The organism is Rhodococcus daqingensis, assembly GCF_042665615.1.
Lineage (GTDB): Bacteria > Actinomycetota > Actinomycetes > Mycobacteriales > Mycobacteriaceae > Rhodococcus_G > Rhodococcus_G daqingensis.
In genome coordinates this window covers 309,181-329,106 of sequence record NZ_JBHTCS010000002.1, presented here as the reverse complement: position 1 = coordinate 329,106, position 19,926 = coordinate 309,181, and the positions used below count along the sequence as shown (strand labels likewise).

Here is a 19,926-nt window from a genome sequence, read left to right as displayed (position 1 = left end):
GGGGCGCGGCGCGCAATTGCCAGGCCCTCAGAAATAGAATACATTCCAAAAACTGGCCCCTGGGCCGCTGCGGCGGTCGGGGGCGGTTGCGGCGCGAGGCGCCGCCATCCATTCAGGGAGCAGTCATGAGCACAGCCGTCATCGTCGACGCGGTCCGCACGCCGATCGGCCGCCGCCGCGGCCAGCTGGCCGGGGTCCACCCCGCCGTCCTGCTGGGCACCGCGCAGGCCGCGCTGCTCGAGCGCACCGGGCTGTCGGCCACCGAGGTCGGCCAGCTGGTCGGCGGCGCCGTCACCCAGGCCGGCGAGCAGTCAAACAACGTCACCCGCCAGGCCTGGCTGCATGCCGGCCTGCCGTTTGCGGCCGCTGCGACAACGATCGACTGCGCGTGCGGGTCCTCTCAGCAGGCCGTGCACATGGTCGCCGGACTGATCGCGTCCGGCCAGATCGACGCGGGCATCGGCTGCGGCGTCGAGGTGATGAGCCGGGTGTTCCTCGGCCAGGCCAACGCGCCCGGCACCGGAAACCCGTACCCGGACGACTGGACCATCGACATGGGTGACCAGTTCACCTCCGCCGAACGAATCGCCGACAAGCGTGGCATCAAGCGCGGCGACGTCGACGCGCTCGGCCTGGAGTCGCAGCGCCGGGCCGCGCAGGCGTGGGCCGAGGGCCGCTTCGACCGGGAGATCGTGCCGGTGCAGGCGCCGGTCGTGACCAAGGAGGGCGAGCCCACCGGCGAGATCGCCACCGTGACCCGCGACGGCGGACTGCGCGAGACCACGGCCGAGGGCCTGGCCGCACTCAAGCCGGTCATCGAGGGCGGCATCCACACCGCCGGGAACTCCTCGCAGGTCAGCGACGGCGCCGCCGCGGTGCTCCTGATGAGCGAGGACAAGGCCCGTGCGGCCGGCCTGCGCCCGCGGGCCCGGATCCTGGCCTCGACGCTCGTCGGTTCGGACCCGTACTACCACCTCGACGGCCCGATCGACTCCACCCGCGCGGTGCTCGAGCGCACCGGAATGTCGCTGTCGGACATCGACATCGTCGAGATCAACGAGGCGTTCGCCTCCGTGGTGCTGTCCTGGGCGCAGGCGCACGACGCCGACATGGCGAAGGTCAACGTCAACGGCGGTGCGATCGCTCTCGGGCACCCGGTCGGTTCCACCGGCGCACGCCTGATCACCTCGGCGCTGCACGAACTCGAGCGCTCGGAGAGGTCCACCGCGCTGATCACCATGTGCGCGGGCGGCGCCCTCTCGACCGCGACCATCATCGAGCGCATCTAAGCGGCTTCGCCGCCTGTGCGTGGTTGGCGAGTCCTGACACTCACCAACCGCGCACGGGCGCGAAGCGCCTGAAAGGACTACCTGTGACCATTGGATTGAGTGACGAGGACCGCGAACTCCGCGACTCCGTGCGGGGATGGGCCGCGCGACACGCCACGCCCGCGGCGATCCGCGATGCGGTCGAGGCCAAGCGCGAGACACGTCCCCCGTTCTGGGACTCGCTCGCCGAGCTCGGCATGCTGGGCCTGCACCTGCCGGAGGAGGTGGGCGGTGCCGGTTACGGGCTGCTCGAAACCGCCATCGTGGCAGAGGAACTCGGCCGGGCGATGGTGCCAGGGCCGTTCCTGCCGACCGTGATCGTCTCGGCCGTGCTGAACGCGGCCGGCCGCACCGCGGAGCTGCCGGACCTGGCCGACGGCACCGTGCTCGGCGCGGTGTCGCTGCAGCCGGGCGGGCTGACGATCGCTCGCGACGGTGGCACCGTCACGCTGTCGGGCAGGTCCGGCCTCGTCCTCGGCGGCCAGGTGGGCGAGGAGTTCCTGCTCGCCGCCGACGACAACGGCTCGCTGGCCTTCGTGCTCGTGCCGCGGGACCGCCTCGAGGTCACCGAGCTGCCCAGCCATGACGTGGTGCGGCGCAACGCCGAGGTCGTCGTCGACGGTCTCGGACTGGCCGATGGTGATGTGCTGGACCTGAATTCGCGGCGTGTCCTCGACATCGCGGCTACGCTGTTCGCCGCCGAGGCCGCGGGTCTCGCCGACTGGGCTACCACGACGGCCGCCGACTACGCACGGGTGCGTCAGCAGTTCGGTCGCGTCATCGGCCAGTTCCAGGGGGTCAAGCACAAGGCCGCCCGCATGTTCAGCCTCACCGAGCAGGCGCGTGTCACCGCCTGGGATGCCGCCCGCGCCCTCGACGAGGGTACCGACACGGCTGAGGCGTCGCTTGCCGCTGCTGTCGCTGCGGCGGTCGCCCCCGAGGCCGCGTTCCAGGTCACCAAGGACTGCATCCAGATCCTCGGCGGCATCGGCTACACGTGGGAACACGACGCGCACCTGTATCTGCGTCGCGCACAGTCGCTGCGGATCCTGCTGGGCTCCACGGCGTCCTGGAAGCGCAGGGTCGCGAGCCTCACGCTCGAGGGTGCCCGCCGCGTGCTGAGCCTCGACCTGCCGCCCGAGGCGGAGCGGATCCGCGCCGACGTCCGGGCCGAGCTGAACCCCGCCCGCGAGCTGGAGGGCGCCGAACAGAAGGCGTACCTGGCTGAGCGCGGCTACACCTCGCCGCACCTGCCCGCCCCGTGGGGCAAGAGCGCCGACGCCGTGACTCAGCTGGTCATCGCCGAGGAACTGCGGGCAACCGAGCTCACGCCGCACGACATGATCATCGGCAACTGGGTCATCCCCACGCTGATCGCGCACGGCAGCTCCGAGCAGATCGAGCGTTTCGTGCCGCCGTCGCTGCGTGGCGACATCGTGTGGTGTCAGCTGTTCTCCGAGCCCGGCGCCGGCTCCGACCTGGCGGGCCTGTCCACCAAGGCCACCAAGGTGGACGGCGGGTGGAAGCTCAACGGCCAGAAGGTGTGGACGTCGATGGCCCGCGATGCGGACTGGGGAATCTGCCTGGCCCGCACCGACGGTGACGTGCCCAAGCACAGGGGGCTGTCCTACTTCCTGATCGATATCAAGAACAGCGGCCTCGACATCCGCCCGCTGCGCGAGATCACCGGCGAGGCGCTGTTCAACGAGGTGTTCCTCGACGACGTGTTCGTCCCCGACGAATGGCTGGTCGGAGCGCCCGGTGACGGCTGGAAGCTGGCCCGCACCACGCTCGCGAACGAGCGGGTCTCGCTCTCCAACGACTCCTCGCTCGGCTCGGGCGGCGAGGCCCTGCTCGAGCTGGCATCCGTGCTGCCCGGCGGCCTCGACGCCGAGCAGCTCACCGTCCTCGGAAAGGTGTTGTGCGACGCTCAGTCCGGCGGACTGATGGGGCTGCGCACCACGCTGCGCTCGCTCACCGGCGCGCAGCCGGGCGCAGAGTCGTCGATCGCCAAGTTGCTCGGCGTCGAGCACATCCAGCAGGTGTGGGAGGTCGCGATGGACTGGGCCGGTCCACGGGCGGCCCTGCTCGGCGACCAGGCGCGGACGTCGGGCACCCAGATGTTCCTCAATTCGCAGTGCATGTCCATCGCGGGTGGTACGACCAATGTGCAGCTGAACATCATCGGCGAGCGAATCCTGGGGCTCCCACGTGACCCCGAGCCCGGAAAGTGAGTGACATCAGTATGAACCGCACCTTTGTCGTCGGCGTCGGCATGACCAAGTTCGAGAAGATCGAGAGCCGCGACTGGGAGTACCCGGACATGGTCTCGGAGGCCGTGGGCGCCGCGCTCGCGGACGCCGGAATCTCGTACGGCCAGGTGCAGCGCGCCGCGGTCGGGTACGTCTTCCAGCCGTCCGCCGCCGGTCAGCGCGCGCTGTACGAGACGGGACTGACCGGGATCCCGATCGTCAACGTCAACAACAACTGCGCCACCGGTTCGTCGGCGCTGATGATGGCCCGCGAGTGGGTACAGGGCGGCATCGTCGACGTCGCGCTGGCGGTGGGCTTCGAGAAGATGACCAAGACGGCCCTCACCGGCACCGGTGAGATGCCCAAGGTCTCCACGCTCGACGACCACCTGAAGGTCATGACGGCCAAGCACGACTGGGGTCGCGGCCCGATGACGGCGCAGCTGTTCGGCAACGCCGCGCTCGAGCACATGGAGCGCTACGGCACCACCGCGGAGCAGATCGCGGCCGTCGCGGTGAAGAACCACAAGCACTCGGTCAACAACCCGTACGCGCAGTTCCGTGACGAGTACACGCTGCAGCAGGTGCTGGACGACAAGATGATCCACGCGCCGCTCACCCGATCGCAGTGCTCGCCCACCTCCGACGGTGCGGGCGCCGCGATCGTCGTCAGCGAGCGCTTCGTGCGCGAGCGCGGCCTCGAGGACCAGGCGATCGAGATCGTCGCCCAGGCGCTCACCACGGACACCGCGGAGGCGTTCGCCGAGAAGTCGATGATCGACGTGGTCGGCGCCCCGATGACGCGGGCCGCGGCCGAGCAGGTGTTCGCGGAGTCGGGTCTCACCATCGAGGACGTCGACGTCATCGAGCTGCACGACTGCTTCGCGATCAACGAGATCATCACCTACGAGGGCCTCGGCCTCTGCGGCGCGGGCGAGGGCGGCAAGCTCGTCGAGTCCGGTGCCACCACCTACGGCGGCCAGTGGGTCGTCAACCCGTCCGGCGGCCTCATCTCGAAGGGGCACCCGCTGGGCGCGACCGGCCTGGCGCAGTGTGCCGAGCTGACGTGGCAGCTGCGCGGCAAGGCCGAGGCCCGCCAGGTCGACGGTGCCAACGTGGGCCTGCAGCACAACCTCGGTCTCGGCGGCGCGTGCGTGGTCACGCTGTACCGGGCCGGGACCATCTCAAAGGAGTCGTAGACCGTGCCGATCGATGTGAGCGCCGCGCTGTCCGCCGAACCCGCTGTCCGCGAGGCCAGCTGGACCGAGCGGGACGTCCTGCTCTACCACCTGGGGCTGGGCGCCGGTGTGAACTCGTTGGATCCTGCCGAGCTCGGCTGGGTGTACGAGAAGGGTCTGCGGGTCCTGCCGACGTTCGCGATGGTCGCGGGCCAGGGCGTCTCGGCCGGCACCCTGAAGCCCGCGGGCATGAACATGCCGGGCATCGACATCGACCTGCGGAAGATCCTGCACGGGGGGCAGGCGCTCACGCTGCACGCCCCGATCCCCGCATCGGGCACGGCGCGCATCTCCAGCCGCGTCGCCGACGTTTGGGACAAGGGCAAGGCGGCGGTGATCGTGCTCGAGCAGTCCGCCACCGACCTCGACGGAAACCCGTTGTGGACCACCGGGATGCAGATCTGGGCCAGGGGCGAGGGTGGCTTCGGCGGCGATGCCGGGCCCGAGGTGACGAGTTCGGTTCCCGAGCGGGACGCCGACAAGGTCATGGTCTCGCCGACCAGCACGCAGCAGGCGCTGGTGTACCGGCTCAGCGGCGACATGAACCCGCTGCACGCCGACCCCGCATTCGCGAAGATGGCCGGCTTCGACCGGCCGATCCTGCACGGGTTGGCCTCGTACGGCGTCGTGTGCAAGGCCATCGTGGACGGTGTCCTCGGCGGGGATCCGACTCGCGTGCAGTCGTTCTCGGTGCGATTCGCCGGGTCGCTGTTCCCGGGTGAGACCATCGAAACCGCCGTCTGGCGGGACGGCGACACCCTCACGCTGCTGGCCACCTGTCCCGAGCGGGACGGGCAGCCGGTGCTGACGCACGCGACGATGGAGGTCCGCTCGTGATGGAGTCGGGGGACCACCCCACCGCGCTGACCCATCCGCACAGGACGGTGCTGACGTCGGCGCCGCAGGACGCGCCTGTGGACCGCGCGACCGCGGCGGCGCGCCGGGTCATCGACGCGATGCTGCGAACCGACCGTGGCAACGCGAATCTGGACAGGGTCACGGAGGAACTGAACAGCATTGCCGATCATCTCGAGGAGCACGCCCCCGAGGTGGCCGAGCGGATGATCGACATGTGGAGCGGTGAGGGCGTCACCCGCCACGACCCGATCACCGGTCCGGAGAACGCGATTGCGCCGCCCCTGGTGCTCGAGGGTCTCGAGGACGGATCGGTGCAGGGTGTGGTGACGCTGACGCTGCCGTACCAGGGCCCTCCGGGGTGCGTGCACGGCGGCGTGTCCGCGTTGCTGCTCGACCACGTGCTCGGTGTCGCGAACGCGTGGGGCGGCAAGGCTGGGATGACCGCGCAGCTGAACACGCGGTACCACAAGCCGACGCCCCTGTTCGAGCCGCTGACGATCACCGGTAGGCAGATCTCGGTGGACGGACGCAAGATCCACACCGTCGGTGACATCAAGAACGCCGCAGGCGAAGTGTGTGTCTCGGTCGAGGGGCTGTTCATCCACGCGGGTGTGCCGCGCCCGCGATAGTGCGGCTTCGCCGCAGTGGTGCGGATACGGAGCCTGGGTTCTCCGTATCCGCACCACTGCGGGACGCATCGACGAAGGAGGAATCTCGTGGGCAAGCTGGACGGGCGGGTGGCGATCGTGACCGGCGCCGGAATGGGGATCGGCCGGGGTATCGCCGGTGCGTTGGCCCGCGACGGCGCCGACCTACTGGTCGCGGAGGTCGACGAGAACGCCGGTGCGGACACCGCCCGGTGGCTGACCGAGACCTGGGGCGTGCGGGCGACGTTCGTGCCCACCGACGTCACCGATCGCGGGCAGGTCGAAGACATGGTGGATGCCGCGGTCGCCGAATTCGGCCGACTCGACATTCTCGTGAACAATGCCTGGCGCTCATTCGGCTACGCGCGGATCGAGAAGACCGATCCGAACACCATGACGGCCGGTTTCGATATGGGCGTGATGGCCGCGTTCTGGGCCATGCAGCGTGCCTTCCCGGAGCTCGAGAAGCGGGGCACCGGGCGGGTGATCAACCTGGCCAGCCTCAACGGTGTGAACGCCCACATGTATTCGGTCGCGTACAACGCAGCCAAGGAGGCACTGCGCGCGCTGACCCGCACCGCCGCCCGCGAATGGGCGTCGAAACAGGTGTGCTGCAACGTGATCTGCCCGGGTGCGCAGAGCGCGGCATACAAGCGGGTGGCCGACGCCAACCCGCAGATGGCGGCGACCATGGCCGCGGCGAACCCGATGGGCCGGATCGGCGACCCACTCGACGACATCGGTCCGGTGGCGGCGTTCCTGGCGAGCGACGACTCGCGGTACCTGACCGGCAACACGCTGTTTGTCGACGGCGGCGGGCACATCAACGGCGTGCAGTGGGCGCCGGACGTGGACTGAGGTAGTGGACAGCGAGGCGCCCCCGGTCACGGCAGGGGGCGCCTCGGCCGCTCAGCCGACGGAGATCGAACGCCTCGCGAGCAGCCAGCGCCCGCCGACCCGGCGGAGCACGTCGTGGTATCTGCCCATGCCCGATAGCCGTGGTGAGGTGGTCGTGTCGGCGTAGAACTGCCAGACGGACTCGGCCTGCGCGGTGTCTTCGGATTCGATGGAGACGGCGACGCACGACGTCACGTGCCGGGTGGCGGTGCCGGGCCCGGCGATACCTGTCGCGCGACGTTCACGGACGGCCGCCATGATCTCCGCCAGCCCGGTGCAGATCTGGGGTGTCGCGCCGGCCTGCGTCGTGCCGGTCATCTCCCACACGGCGTCCTCGGTGTAGAGCTGCGCGTACTCCTCGACCGATTCCTCGTCCGCCGTGTGTGCGATGCGAGCGATGAGTGACCGGATCGCCTCGGACGCAGTCTCTTCCATCATGCACCCGCTCGTCATACGCCGTATCCTCCGTCAACGTCCAGCTTCTGCCCGCTGATGAAGTCGGCGCGGTCGGAGGCGAGGAAGCACACGGCCTCGGCGATGTCCTCGGCGTTGCCGAATGTCCCGAGCGGAATGTGGGCCTTCGCGACGTCCAATGCGTTGTCGTCGAGGTCGCCGGTCTCGATGAGCCGTTCGGCCATTCCGTCGGTGGTCATCCCGGGACCGACGCTGTTGGCCCGGACGCCGTAGCGCCCTTCCTCGGCCGCGATGCCCCGGACCAGCGCCTCGACGGCACCCTTGGGTCCGATCGACAAGCCGTCACGAACGGGAAACCTGGAGGTGCCCGCGCTGGTCACCGCGACGAGGTTGCCCCGGCTCTTCCGCAGGTGGGGCAGCGTCGCATGGGCCGCGTTGAAGAACCCGGCGACATCGCCCACCACCTGGCGCTCGAAGTCGGCAGGCGGGACCTTGCTCAGATGCACCATCGGCACGTGCGGCCCGGCGGCGTAGACCAGGGTGTGAATGCCGCCGAACTCCGTCGCCACCTGCGTCACGACGTCCGACGTGCGTGCGGCGTCGGACAGGTCGAGCTGCCAGGTCCGGGCCGTGCGGCCGTGGGTTCGGGCGGTGTCCAGAAGTGGTTCGAGCGCCCGTTCGGACCGAAAGTAGGTCAGGGCGACATCGGCCCCCCGCTCCAGGAGCATCTGGGCTGTCGCCTGCCCCAATCCGCCGCTGGCGCCCAGCACCAGCGCCGCCCCGGATCGATGACTGAAATCTCCCACAACTCCTCCATCGCTGGGTGTCGTTCTGCCGCTGAGGGTTCCGCGATCGCTGCGAGGACCTCCGCGTCCGTGACTCTATTGATAGCCCAATCGCGAGTGGCAAGCAAGCGCTTGGTTGTGTCAGTTTTCTCGCTCAGTGGGAGATGCCGATCGGGTGGTTGCGAAAGCCGACATAGCGTGGCCCGCGTCACCTCATCAGTGATCAGAGATTCCTGGTTCTCCGATCGGAGAACGGACAGGTCCGTTGACGTCACCGTGCCGTGGATCGGCCGAAGGATGGTGCCCATGCATACTCGATCTCTCGCCGCGGTCGCGGCGGTGCCGGCCGTGGTCGGCGCCCTGCTGCTCCCCGCCGCGCCTGCGTCCGCGCAGCCGTTCGGTTCCGTCGGATTCGGCGGTTCATCGGACTCGTCGGGATGCCCGCGTTCGCCGCTCGCCCCGCCGATGCGCTTCCTCGGGAACGCTGACCTCGACGCTCGGGCCGTCGCGTTGACGCGGGAGCCTGCGGTCGTCGCCGCCAAGGAGAAGCTCCTCGGCACCCTGGCGCAATCGGGGCTGGCTGCGGACGACGCCACGTCGGCCGAGATGCGGCCGTACGTCGACGGTCTGGCCCTCGCGGTGGCCAGTGATGTCGCCAACCTCGGCCGAACGTCCATCGCATGGGACGACCAGCCGGATCGGCGGTGGGGGCTGGACAACCCGGACGTGATCTACCGATCCGCCACCATCGTCGAGGACGGCTCCTATGTGATCCGGGGGAACCGGAACTCGTCGCAGAACATCTATTTCCAGGTTCTCGACGCCTATCCCGGAGACGGGGGGCTCGGGAACACGACGGGCTTCCTGTCCGGCAAGGACATCGCGACCGCGTCGGACGGGTCGTTCACGCTCACGCTCAGCACCGAGCCCGGACGCCCCGGCGAAAACCACATCCAGCTCGGGAAGGGCAGCAAGCGCCTGGTCGTGCGGGATACCTTGGCGGACTGGTCGACTCAGACCGCTGCCGAACTCCAGCTCAGCCAGGTGGGTGGACCGGGGGTGCCCGTCCCGGCCGACCCGGCGGCCGAGGTCGCCCGCCGGACGACGCTCCAAGGTGAGTTCTGGGCCAGCTACGCCAAGCAACTTCTCCAGGTATTGCCGGTCAACTCGTTTGCGCCACCCGCCCCGACCCGCGGTGGGTTGCCGGGGCAGGTCAATGCCTTCGCGCAGTTCGATCTGGGACCGGACGAGGCGCTGGTCTTCACCGTCGATCCGGCCGGCGCGCCCTACCTCGGCATGCAGCTCGGCAACAACTGGTTCACCTCGATGGACTACTGGAGCCACCAGTCCAGCCTGAGCAGGTCCCAGGCCACGACCAACCCGGACGGCACCGTGACGTTCGTGGTGAGCCAGCGCGATCCCAACGTGTGCAACTGGGTCGACCCGGTGGGACACACCCGCGGACTGATCTTCCTCCGGTGGCAGGACCTGCCGGCAGACGTCATCCCCGGTCCGGTCAAGGCCGGAGTTGTTCCCGTCGATCAACTGGCCGGCGCGCTCGCGAACGTCCCCGAGATCAACCACGGCACGCGCCAGGCGCAGCTCGAGCAGCGCAAGACGAGCCTGCACAGGCGCCCGGCCTCGTGGCCGCGATGAGCTGATCGAGCGGGCCGGACCGCGTAGCCCGGGCGACCTCCCGGGCCGCGCGGCGGCACCGCTAGTCGACCGGCAGGCGGAGCGCGGTGGCCAGGAGCTCCGACAGATGCCGGCCGTCTCGAGCGGCGAGCTGGTCGGCCTGGGTGCGACAGGAGAATCCGTCCGCGAGCAGCACTGCGTCCGGGCCTGCGGCCCGGAGCGCGGGCAGCAGGCCGTTCTCCGCCACCGCGACCGACACCTCGTAGTGTCCCGGCTCCATGCCGAAATTACCTGCGAGGCCACAGCATCCGGCGATCTCGTGAATCTCGGCCCCGGCGGCGGCGAGCAGTCGGCGGTCCGCGTCGAAACCCAGCACCGCGTGCTGGTGGCAGTGCGGCTGCACGACGAGGGTGGTCCCGTCGAGACGGGGTGGTGACCACGGCTCGCCGTCGGCGTCGGTGGCGGTCGTCAGGAACTCGGCCAGTGTGTGCGTGGACGCGGCGACGAGCGCCGAGCGGGGATCGTCGGGCAGCAGCTCGAGCAGGTCGGACCGCAGCACCGCGGTGCACGACGGCTCGAGGCCTACGACAGGGCGGCCGGCCTCGAGGTGGGGCTGCAACTGGTCCAGTGTCCTACGCAATTGTCTTCGTGCGCCGTCCAATTGGCCCGTGCTGATCCAGGTGAGTCCGCAGCACGCCGACCGTCGGGTGATCAGGACGCGGTAGCCGGCGGCCTCGAGCAGGGCGACCGCGGCCCGACCCACCGCGGGGGTGAAGGCGTCGGTGAAGGTGTCGATCCACAGCAGCACCTCGCGGTCGGATCCCGTCGGGGCCGGCCGCCGCCGCCACCATCTGCGGAAGGTCTCGTCGGCGAACCGGGGGACCTCGCGGCGAGGATCGAGGCCCGAGATCCGGAGTCCGTTCCGCCGCAGTGGTCCGATCGCGGTGGCCGCGTTGATGATCCGCGGCAGCCGTCCGCCGTACCGTGCCCAGCGCGGCAGCATTCCGAGCGTGTAGTGGGTGCGCGGCCGGGGACGGCGCCGATACCGCCGGTACAGCACCTCCGACTTGTAGGCCGCCATGTCGACTCCCGCCGGGCAGTCCGAGGCACACGCCTTGCAGGACAGGCACAGGTCGAGGGATTCCTCGAGTTCGGGGGAACCGTAGCCAGCCGTCACCAGCGATCCGTTGATCGTCTCCTGGAGGACACGGGCGCGGCCGCGGGTGCTGTCCTTCTCGTCACCGGTCGCGAGGAACGACGGGCACATGAAGCCGCCCGAGCCCGATGTGTCCGCGCGGCACTTGCCGATGCCGACGCAGCGGTGGGCCGCCGTGCTCAGGTCGCCGCGGTCCTCGGCCAGCGCCAGGCCTCCGGCGAACGGGGCCGGCGGCGCCTGCGCCACCCGGAGGGCGATGTCGAACGGCGCCGGGTCCACCAGCACACCCGGGTTCAGGACGTTGCCCGGATCGAAGACCGCCTTGAAACCGGCGAACGCGGCCAGTGCGGACTCCGAGTACATCAGCGGGAGCAGTTCGGAGCGGGCCCGGCCGTCGCCGTGCTCCCCGGATAGCGAGCCGCCGTGGCTCGCGACCAGGGTGGCCGCGTCGACCAGGAAGGCCCGGAAGCGGTGCGGGGCCTCCGCGATGGGCAGGTCGAGCCGCACGTGCACATAGCCGTCGCCGAAGTGCCCGTAGAGCAGGCCGTCCACCCCGTGACTGCGGGTCAGGTCGGCGAAATCGCGGAGGTAGGCGCCGAGGCGCTCCCGGGGGACCGCGGCGTCCTCCCAGCCCGGCCAGGCGGGTTGACCGTCGGCGGTGCGTCCGGCCAGCCCGACGCCGTCCGCGCGGATACGCCACAGCGCGGCCGACTCGGGGCCGGTCGGCACGACACGGCTGTCCAGGGCACCCGATCCGCGGCAGAGCTCGGCCGCCCGTGCCATCGCCTCGGCGGGCGTCGAGCCGTCGACCTCGACGAACAGCCAGCCCCCGCCGCGCGGCAGCGCCGGAACCGCGGCCGCCCCCTTGTGCCTGCGGACCACGTCGACCAGCCGGGCGTCGATCCCCTCGATCGCCAGCGGACGGGTGGTGAGCACCGCGGCGGCGCCGTCCGCGGCGGCGGGCATGTCGGGATAGCCGAGGACCGCGAGCGCGGTGGCGGCCGGGACCGGCACGAGCCCGACCGTCGCGTCGAGTATCAGGCCGCAGGTGCCCTCGGAGCCGACGACGGCGCGGGCCGCGTGGTGCCCACGCTCGGGGAGCAGGTGCTCGAGCCCGTACCCCGACCCCTGCCGCTCGAAGCGGCCCAGTTCGGTCCGGATCACCGCGAGGTTGTCGGAGACCAGGCGGTCGAGTCCGGGCGCGGCCGCGAGGTCGTCGGCCAGCCGTCGTTCCGCCCCGGTGCCGTCGAGGATGCGCAGGGCGTGGACGTTGTCCGCCGTGCGCCCCCAGGCGACGGCCCGCGGTCCGCAGGCGTTGTTGCCGATCATCCCGCCGAGCGTGCAGCGGTCCTGGGTGGACGGGTCGGGGCCGAACCGCAGCCCGTACGGTGCGGCCGCCCGCTGGAGGGCGCTCAGCACCACCCCGGGCTGCACCACCGCGGTCCGCCGGTCGGGGTCGATCGCGACGATCCGGCTCAGATGTCTGCTGAAGTCGAGGACCAACCCGGATCCGATTGCGTTGCCGGCCACCGAGGTTCCGGCTCCCCGGGCGGTCACCGACAGTCCGTGCGCGCGGCCGACGTCCAGGACGGCCGCCACGTCGTCGTCGGACCGGGGAAACACCACGACGGAGGGCACGACACGGTAGTTGGAGGCGTCGGTGCTGTACTCGGCCCGGCGCCGGATGCTGTCGTCCACCTCGCCCGCGACGTGCGCGCGAAGCGCGGCGATCGCCGGGGTCAGATCGTCGGTACCGCTGATCTGCGACACCCTGCCGATACTACGGCCAGGGCATCACCTCCTGCCAGCTCCGGAGCCCGGGCCGAATGACCGAGGCAGGCACATTAATTCGATCGATTGCCGCCGGTGGCGAAAATGCGAGAAGTCAGGCCGCGGACCCGAGGGAGATGCATGATGGCAGCCGCAGTTCGACTCCCCGTCAGTCCGGGCCGGAGATCCTGGACACATCGACATGAAAGGTCATGCAGTGAGGACATCCCGCAAGAGCATCGCCCGAGCCGGCGCCGTCACCGGGTTCGCCGCCATCGCCCTGCTCGCCAACCCCGCGGTCGGCTCGGCCGTGGTCGCCGGTTCCGCCGCGGTGCACGTCGAGGGCAAGAGCGTGGTCGTGGAGTTCACCGGCGTCACCTCCCCGACCCTGCTCGCGTGCTCCGGCCAGGTGAAGGACCTGTCCGGCCAGTGGGTGGCCGGGGACCCGGCCCGGTTGTCGGGCAACCCGGCCTCGGGCACGTACAGGTCGCCCGCGCTCAAGGACGGGGCCTACCGCGTCGAGGCGGTCTGCTTCGACGCCGGGGGCTTCACGTTCCTGACCCCCGCGGGCGGCGTGGAGGTCACCGTGGGTGACGGTGCCGGCAGCAGCGGCATCAACCTGGGCAGCGTCCAGCTGATCAGCGGCAGCTGATCGACGCGGCGGTTTCAGGGCCCCGCCGGGCGCCGGAGCGAGCACATTTCGCGCTCCGGCGTTCGTGAGGCACATGGTGCGTTTCCATGAAATCTGTTGTTAAACAGTACAACTGGACGAACTGGACGAGTGTGCCCAATCCTTCGAGAACGAGGTTCGGATCGCGAGGCGCGGTGCATGATGTCAGCTGTCATGCCTGCTCGTGCTCCATCGGACCAGGCCACTCGTCAAGAAATGGACACACTGTGAAGACATCCCGCAAGAGCATCGCCCGCGTCGGCGCCGTCGTCGGATTCGCCGCTCTGGCCCTGTCCGTCAATCCCGCGCTCAGTTCCGCAACGGTAGCCGGCTACATACACGCAAAGACGATGCCGAACGGCACCATCACGGTGGAGCTCACCGAAGTCAGTTCTCCGACACTGGTCGGATGCCATGTCGACGTGACCGAGATCTGGGGAAGGTACTCGACCCGTGGCGAGGTGGCTGTGACCGGAAGCCCGGGCGTAGGCACGTACACCTCGCCGGTGCTCAACAAGGACTGGTCGTACAACGTCACCGCGACCTGTGTCGATGCGGACGGTGCGACGGAACTTTCCGCCAGCCCGGACACCCCTCGGAGGGGTTCTGCTGATGAGGCCGGCATGTCCGTGGAGTCCGTCGGATCCCTGTTCGGCAGCTGATCGCCCGCCGAGCGTGCCGCGTGGTCCGGCGGCATCCATCGGCAGCGAGTTCGGGGCCGACATCGACCTCGAGGCGCACTGATCGGCGGGTCGAGTCCCGCTACCGCGCGGCCAGTCGCGACCGCAGTTCGACCAGCGGGTCGGTGCCGTCGCGGCGGCCGCGCGGTCCGGCGCCCTCGGGCGGGATCATCCGGCCGGCATCGGATCGGGTCCATTCCCGGACCGCCCACCGCTCGGCGATGGCCCACCTGCCGTCGCGCCGCTCCATCAGGTCGATGTAGCGGGCGCCGCTGGTGAAGTCGGCCGCGCCATCGCCGCCGCCCCAATGAGTTGCGGTGGAATAGGATTCGCTGATCGCAACGTCCCCGTACAGCTCCACGAGGTGGTTGCCGATGTGGTGCATGGTGCCGCTGAGGGACTCGAGCTTGGGCCGCACCCACGCGATGAACTCGTCGACGGTGCCGTCGAAGCCGGTGTGGTGGTCGATCCCGTCCGGGTGGTAGGCGCCGCGTACCAGGTCGAGATCGAGCCGGTCGATGCCGCGGCAGTAGCGCATCACCACCTCGTAGATCGCCTGCTTGTCGAGGAGTTCATCGAGTGCCGAGGATCCCGGCTGCGTGCGTGCGGACTCGCGCGTTCCCGTCACCCTTGTCTCCCAATCCTGTTGTGTGCGTTGCTCACGGTCGGGCCAGCGACCGTCTGGCGTGGGCGGACAGATTGCCGACGTGGTCGATGCAGCACAGCCGCTGCGTGAACCGCCACTGCCCGTCGAGCAGGGCGAAACGGTCGAAGTACCGCCCGGTGAGGATCGGTTGCAGCGGCAGTTCTGCGGTCCCCTGGAGCACTGTCACGTAGGCCAGCGCTTCGGCCGTCCTGTTGTCGTTCGCCACGGTGATCCGGACGTTGGTCGTCAGGTGTTTGGTACGCGGCGACGGCGGGTCGCCGTGCATCCGGATGAATGCGCGGTTCGCCTCGAGGACCGCGGCGCTGTCGCGGTCGATCGGGGTGCCCACCGGGGCGCCCTCGCCGTCGCATTGTCCGTAGCGTGCCTCGGTGAACAGTTCGGCGACCTCGGGCAGCGCGCCGCGGTCGATGAGGTGCGAATAGCTGTAGATCAGCGACCGGATCGACTCGATCGCCGACAGCCGTTCGATGGTGTGCCGCACGTCCACGGTCGCCGCCCCTACGGTTCGATCTTGCCGCGGGCCATCTTGCCCGTCGCGTTGCGCGGCAGCGGCTCGGTCGTCAGCCGCCATCGCGTCGGAACCTTGAAATAGGCCAGCCGCTCGGCGGCGAACTGACGCAACTCGTCCTCGTTGACCATGGCACCGTCGGCGATCACCACCACTGCGGCGACCTCCTGCCCGAGGTCCGGGTGTGAGGCCCCGACCACGGCGCACTCGACGACATCGGGGTGTTCGTCGAGGGTCTGTTCGATCTCGGTGGGGTAGATGTTCTCGCCGCCGCGCAGGATCAGGTCCGAGCGGCGGCCGGTCAGTCGCAGCCGGCCGTCGTCGATCCTGCCGAAATCGCCGGTGTGCAACCAGCGGTCGTCGGTGATCGCGGCGGCGGTGGCCTCCGGGTTCTCCCAGTAGCCGAGCATCACGAAGGGGCTGCGCACGCAGACCTCGCCCTCCTCGCCGTCGGGCACCCGCCGCCCGAGCGGATCCCGGATCTCCAGCGCGACGGTGACGATAGGGCGGCCCAGGGTGCCGGGGAACTGCTCGATGTCCATCGGGGTCGCGACGGCGATGGCGGTGCTGCACTCGGTGAGGCCGTAGCTGTCCACCAGCGCGTCGTGCGCGAACGGCACCTCCTGGCGCAGTCGCTCCTTGAACGCCACCGACGAGGGCGCGGACGCGAGCGCGAACGAGGTCAGCGACGAGGTGTCGTACCTGCGGACGTCGCCGTGGTCGATGAGGCGAGATGCCATGGTGGGCACCGCTCCCCAGTTGGTGACCCTCTCGCGTTCGATCATGCCCAGCACCCGGTCGGCGTCGAAGGAGCCCTGGTACATGATCACGGCGCTGCCGGTGGCGAGCCGCGGCACGACCAGGTTGTGCAGGCTGGCGATGTGGAACAGCGGTGAGGTCAAAAGGTAGCGGAGGTCGCTCGGCTCCTCGTACTCCTTGCCGGTGAAGGCGGCGGCCAGTGCGTCACCGAACCGGTGGTAGTCCACCACAGCCAGCAGATTTCGCTGGGAGTGCAAGGCGCCCTTGGGCTTTCCGCTGGTTCCGCTGGTGTAGAGGATCACCGCCGGGTCGTCCTCCGCGACGTCGGCCTGCGACAGTTCCGCATCGGGGTGCGCGGCGATCAGCCTGGGCAGGTCCGTCTCCATGGTGATGACCGGGACATCGGTGTCGACCTCGGTCAGCAGCACCGCCCGCTTCGCGTCCACGATCAGGGCCTTGGGTGCGGAGTGCTGCAGGCCGTACTCGATCTCCCGGGGCACCCACCACGCGTTGAGCCCGACGGTGATGGCGCCGAGGGTCTGCGTCGCCCAGAACGCGACCACCCACTCGACGGTGTTGGCGGCGAGGATCGCGACCCGGTCGCCCGTGCCGATTCCGTACTCGTCGCGCAGTGCCGCGGCCAGCGACGCCACCGCCGCGGCGTGTTCGGCGAACGACATCCGGCGGTCCTCGGTGACCAGGTAGTCGCGGTCGCCGTAGGCCACCGAGGCGGCCATGAGCTCGCTCACCGATCTGCCCCGATTGACCATCACCGGCATCCGCGCGCCCAGGACCTCTTCCTCCGCGATCTCGAACCGCCCGCCCGGGCCCGTCAGCCGGGCCATGACGGCGGCGAGAAATGCCTGGGGATCGGTGGCAGTGGTCATCGAGGGTGCCTTTCTGCAGCTATTGAACTGCACGCAACTTCTCATGGGAAGGGTGGGTGCCGGAGCGGTTTTCCACTGACCGGGACCGGTCCGGTTCGGTGCGTCGCCCTAGTACAGGGCGCCCTCGTGCCGGGCCCGATCGAACGCGGGCAGGGGCCCAGCGGCACGGAGGGTGCCCGCGAGCCCGGGATCGGCCAGGTGCAGCCTGCCGATCGCGATCAGGTCGAACTCCTCGGATCCGATTCGCCGCTCGAGCTCCGCGATGTTGTCGACCGTCGGGGCCGATCCCTCGAGGCGGCTGTCGCGGAGCGACTTCCCGATGCCGACGCTGCCGACGGCCATGGTGGTCACCCCGGTGAGCCGCTTGGCCCAGCCGGCCAGGGACAGGTCGCTGCCCTCGAACGCGGGTGCGTCGAATCGCCGGATGCTGGCGTCGAGCACGTCCACGCCCGCGTCGACCAGCGCGCCCAGGATCACACCCAGTTCGTCGGGTGTCTGCGCGATGCGGGCCGTGTAGTCCTGCTGCTTGTGCTGCGAGAACCGGTAGACGATCGGGGCGTCCTCGCCGATCGCCGCTCGGATCGCCCGCACGACCTCGGCGGGGAAGTGGGTGCGGCGCTCGAGATCGCCACCCCATCGGTCGTCACGGTGGTTGGTGCCCGCCCACAGGAACGAATCCAGCAGGTAGCCGTGGCCGCCGTGGATCGCGATGCCGTCGAAGCCGACCTCCATCGCGTTGGTGGCCGAGCGCGCGTACGCCGCGATCACCGAGTCGATGTCCTCGTCGGTCATCGGGTCCGTGGGCTCCTGAGCCCGGGCGACGTAGGCGTCGCCGTACGAGGTGATGCCCGGCGTACCCCACACCCCGGACGGACGCATCGGCTTCGCCGCCGGGTCCACCGTCCCCATCGCGCCCCACAGCGGGCCCACGTGCCACAGCTGCGGAATGATCTTGCCGCCGGCGGCATGGACCTGGTCGATCACCGTGCGCCATCCGGCGAGTGCCGAATCACCGTGAAGGCGAGGCACATTCGGGCTGTCTACCGCGGTCGGGTGATCGATCGCGACGCCCTCGGTGACGATCAGTCCGGTGCCGCCCTCGGCGCGGCGCCGGTAGTAGTCGGCCACGTCGGGGCCCGGGACGCCGTCGATGGAGTACGACCGGGTCATCGGCGACATGACGACGCGGTTCGCCAGGGTCACGGAGCGCACGCGGAGCGGCTGGAAGAGGGGGGAGACGGAGCCGGTCGATCGGCCCCCGGTGCTGTCGGACATCACTGAGCCTTCGGGTAGCGGGTGGTCTGGGCCGCGTGGCGGGCCACTCGCGAGTTCTACTGCAGGGCCCGGCCGCCCGCCGGGCGCCTCCCGGTCACCGGGAAGGAGGGACCGGTGCGGGCATTACCACTGACCGGGACTTCGACCGTCGGTTGTCGGCCTCGTGGTTAGCGTTCGAGACACATCGCTGCACGAGGAGTTGTCATGACCACCGATCTCGGTTCTCCCACGGTTTCCGCTCCGGATCCGCTCGCCCCCGCGAAGCTGGGCCCGCTCACGCTGCGCAACCGCGTCATCAAGGCCGCCACCTTCGAGGGCCTCACCCCCAAGGGCCTGGTGACCGACGAACTGATCGACTTCCACCGCCGTCCGGCCGCGGGCGGTGTCGGCATGACGACGGTGGCGTACTGCGCGGTCGCCCCGGATGGGCGCACCTCCCCAGGCCAGATCCAGTGGACAGACGAGACGATGCCGGGGCTGCGCAGGCTCACCGACGCCGTCCACGCGGAGGGCGCGGCGGTCTCCGCGCAGATCGGCCATGCCGGTCCGGTCGCCGCCTCGAAGTACATCGGTCACCCGGCGCTGGGACCGTCGCGTCAGTTTCGGATGACCACGCAGAACTTCTCCAAGCCGGCATCCAAGGCGGACATCGCCCGGATCACCGAGGGACACGCCAACGCGGCCCGCCGCGCGGTGGAGGCCGGGTTCGACGCCGTCGAGATCCACTTCGGCCACAACTACCTGATCAGTTCCTTCCTGAGCCCGAAGGTCAACAAGCGCAAGGACGAGTACGGCGGTTCGCTGAAGAACCGGGCCCGGTTCGCCCTGGAGACGGCCCGCGCGGTCCGCGACGCCGTCGGCGACAAGATCGCCATCCTCGCGAAGCTCAACATGGACGACGGTGCGCCAGGGGGCTTCTGGCTGGACGAGTCGATCCGGGTGGCGCAGTGGCTGGAGGCGGACGGCTCCCTCGACGCCCTCGAACTGACCGCGGGCAGCTCGCTGCTGAACCCGATGTACCTGTTCAAGGGCGACGCGCCGCTGCGCGAGTTCGCCGCCGTGATGCCCCAGCCCACCAAGCTCGGCATCCAGCTCGTCGGCAAGCACTTCCTCAAGGAGTACCCGTACACGGACGGCTACCTGCTCGAGGACGCCAAGCAGTTCCGTTCGCAGCTGACGATGCCGCTGGTGCTGCTCGGCGGCGTCACCAACAAGGCGGTCATGGACGAGGCGATGGCCGAGGGGTTCCAGTTCGTCGCCGTCGGCCGCGCGCTGCTGCGGGACCCGGAGATGGTGAACAGGATCCGCGAGGACGAGAACCTCAAGTCGCTGTGCAATCACTGCAACAAATGCATGTGCGCCATCTACGGTGGCACCCATTGCGTGCTGAACCCGAAGCCCGCGAACCCCCCGGTGCCCGCGTGAGAACGGCCGCCGTCGAAGCTGTCAGTACAAGGGCATCGAGTACAGGAGTCGAGTTGGAACGCGCCACGATCGCCG

General features: G+C 69.8%; 17 protein-coding genes. 10 read left to right on the top strand and 7 right to left on the bottom strand.

The window, feature by feature from the left end; genetic code table 11:
- The first annotated feature begins 125 nt into the window (after positions 1-125).
- The 6 genes from ACFQS9_RS02840 to ACFQS9_RS02815 all read left to right on the top strand — a co-directional run bounded on the left by ACFQS9_RS02840 (position 126) and on the right by ACFQS9_RS02815 (position 7,181).
- Entirely contained in the window at positions 126-1,289 is a 1,164-nt protein-coding gene (locus ACFQS9_RS02840; protein ID WP_378401335.1) for a steroid 3-ketoacyl-CoA thiolase, read from the top strand.
- Positions 1,290-1,372: 83 nt separating this feature from the next.
- Entirely contained in the window at positions 1,373-3,562 is a 2,190-nt protein-coding gene (locus ACFQS9_RS02835; RefSeq protein WP_378401333.1) for an acyl-CoA dehydrogenase, read from the top strand.
- 11 nt (positions 3,563-3,573) lie between these two features.
- Positions 3,574-4,779, top strand: a complete 1,206-nt coding sequence (locus ACFQS9_RS02830; protein ID WP_378401614.1) for a lipid-transfer protein — start codon at positions 3,574-3,576, stop codon at positions 4,777-4,779.
- 3 nt (positions 4,780-4,782) lie between these two features.
- Complete coding sequence (locus tag ACFQS9_RS02825) at positions 4,783-5,655, top strand: MaoC/PaaZ C-terminal domain-containing protein (RefSeq protein WP_378401331.1); 873 nt, start codon at positions 4,783-4,785, stop codon at positions 5,653-5,655.
- Entirely contained in the window at positions 5,655-6,305 is a 651-nt protein-coding gene (locus tag ACFQS9_RS02820; protein ID WP_378401612.1) for a PaaI family thioesterase, read from the top strand. The genes ACFQS9_RS02825 and ACFQS9_RS02820 overlap by 1 nt, the downstream gene beginning before the upstream one ends.
- Positions 6,306-6,392: 87 nt before the next feature.
- On the top strand, positions 6,393-7,181 hold the full coding sequence (locus ACFQS9_RS02815) for an SDR family NAD(P)-dependent oxidoreductase (protein ID WP_378401329.1): 789 nt from the start codon (positions 6,393-6,395) through the stop codon (positions 7,179-7,181).
- Positions 7,182-7,232: 51 nt separating this feature from the next.
- Here the strand turns inward: ACFQS9_RS02815 and ACFQS9_RS02810 are convergent, their stop codons facing one another.
- A complete protein-coding gene (locus tag ACFQS9_RS02810) occupies positions 7,233-7,658 on the bottom strand; it encodes a nuclear transport factor 2 family protein (RefSeq protein WP_378401327.1) in 426 nt (141 codons plus the stop codon).
- Between the two features lie 11 nt (positions 7,659-7,669).
- Positions 7,670-8,440, bottom strand: a complete 771-nt coding sequence (locus ACFQS9_RS02805; protein ID WP_378401325.1) for an SDR family NAD(P)-dependent oxidoreductase — start codon at positions 8,438-8,440, stop codon at positions 7,670-7,672.
- Between the two features lie 285 nt (positions 8,441-8,725).
- Here ACFQS9_RS02805 and ACFQS9_RS02800 point away from each other — a divergent pair, with 285 nt between their 5' ends.
- Positions 8,726-10,075 carry a hypothetical protein gene (locus ACFQS9_RS02800; RefSeq protein ID WP_378401324.1) on the top strand — a complete coding sequence of 450 codons (1,350 nt, stop codon included), beginning with the start codon at positions 8,726-8,728 and terminating at the stop codon, positions 10,073-10,075.
- A gap of 61 nt (positions 10,076-10,136) precedes the next feature.
- Here ACFQS9_RS02800 and ACFQS9_RS02795 read toward each other — a convergent pair whose 3' ends face one another.
- Positions 10,137-12,971: an FAD-binding and (Fe-S)-binding domain-containing protein gene (locus ACFQS9_RS02795; protein ID WP_378401610.1), complete on the bottom strand. Its 2,835-nt coding sequence runs from the start codon at positions 12,969-12,971 to the stop codon at positions 10,137-10,139.
- Positions 12,972-13,197: 226 nt separating this feature from the next.
- Here ACFQS9_RS02795 and ACFQS9_RS02790 point away from each other — a divergent pair, with 226 nt between their 5' ends.
- The gene (locus ACFQS9_RS02790) at positions 13,198-13,632 is read left to right on the top strand and encodes a hypothetical protein (protein ID WP_378401322.1); all 435 of its coding nucleotides are present in this window, start codon (positions 13,198-13,200) and stop codon (positions 13,630-13,632) included.
- A gap of 245 nt (positions 13,633-13,877) precedes the next feature.
- A complete protein-coding gene (locus ACFQS9_RS02785) occupies positions 13,878-14,312 on the top strand; it encodes a hypothetical protein (RefSeq protein WP_378401320.1) in 435 nt (144 codons plus the stop codon).
- Positions 14,313-14,412: 100 nt separating this feature from the next.
- Here the strand turns inward: ACFQS9_RS02785 and ACFQS9_RS02780 are convergent, their stop codons facing one another.
- The 4 genes from ACFQS9_RS02780 to ACFQS9_RS02765 all read right to left on the bottom strand — a co-directional run bounded on the left by ACFQS9_RS02780 (position 14,413) and on the right by ACFQS9_RS02765 (position 18,426).
- Entirely contained in the window at positions 14,413-14,958 is a 546-nt protein-coding gene (locus ACFQS9_RS02780; RefSeq protein WP_378401318.1) for a nuclear transport factor 2 family protein, read from the bottom strand.
- A 31-nt stretch (positions 14,959-14,989) separates the two neighbouring features.
- Complete coding sequence (locus ACFQS9_RS02775) at positions 14,990-15,484, bottom strand: nuclear transport factor 2 family protein (protein ID WP_378401316.1); 495 nt, start codon at positions 15,482-15,484, stop codon at positions 14,990-14,992.
- A gap of 11 nt (positions 15,485-15,495) precedes the next feature.
- Positions 15,496-17,151 (bottom strand): steroid-24-oyl-CoA synthetase, encoded by a 1,656-nt coding sequence (gene casG, locus ACFQS9_RS02770; RefSeq protein WP_378401314.1) that lies wholly within the window; start codon positions 17,149-17,151, stop codon positions 15,496-15,498.
- A 108-nt stretch (positions 17,152-17,259) separates the two neighbouring features.
- Positions 17,260-18,426, bottom strand: coding sequence for an NADH:flavin oxidoreductase (locus ACFQS9_RS02765; protein ID WP_378401312.1), 1,167 nt, complete (start codon positions 18,424-18,426; stop codon positions 17,260-17,262).
- A gap of 204 nt (positions 18,427-18,630) precedes the next feature.
- Here ACFQS9_RS02765 and ACFQS9_RS02760 point away from each other — a divergent pair, with 204 nt between their 5' ends.
- Complete coding sequence (locus ACFQS9_RS02760; protein ID WP_378401310.1) at positions 18,631-19,851, top strand: NADH:flavin oxidoreductase; 1,221 nt, start codon at positions 18,631-18,633, stop codon at positions 19,849-19,851.
- The last annotated feature ends 75 nt before the right edge of the window (positions 19,852-19,926 follow it).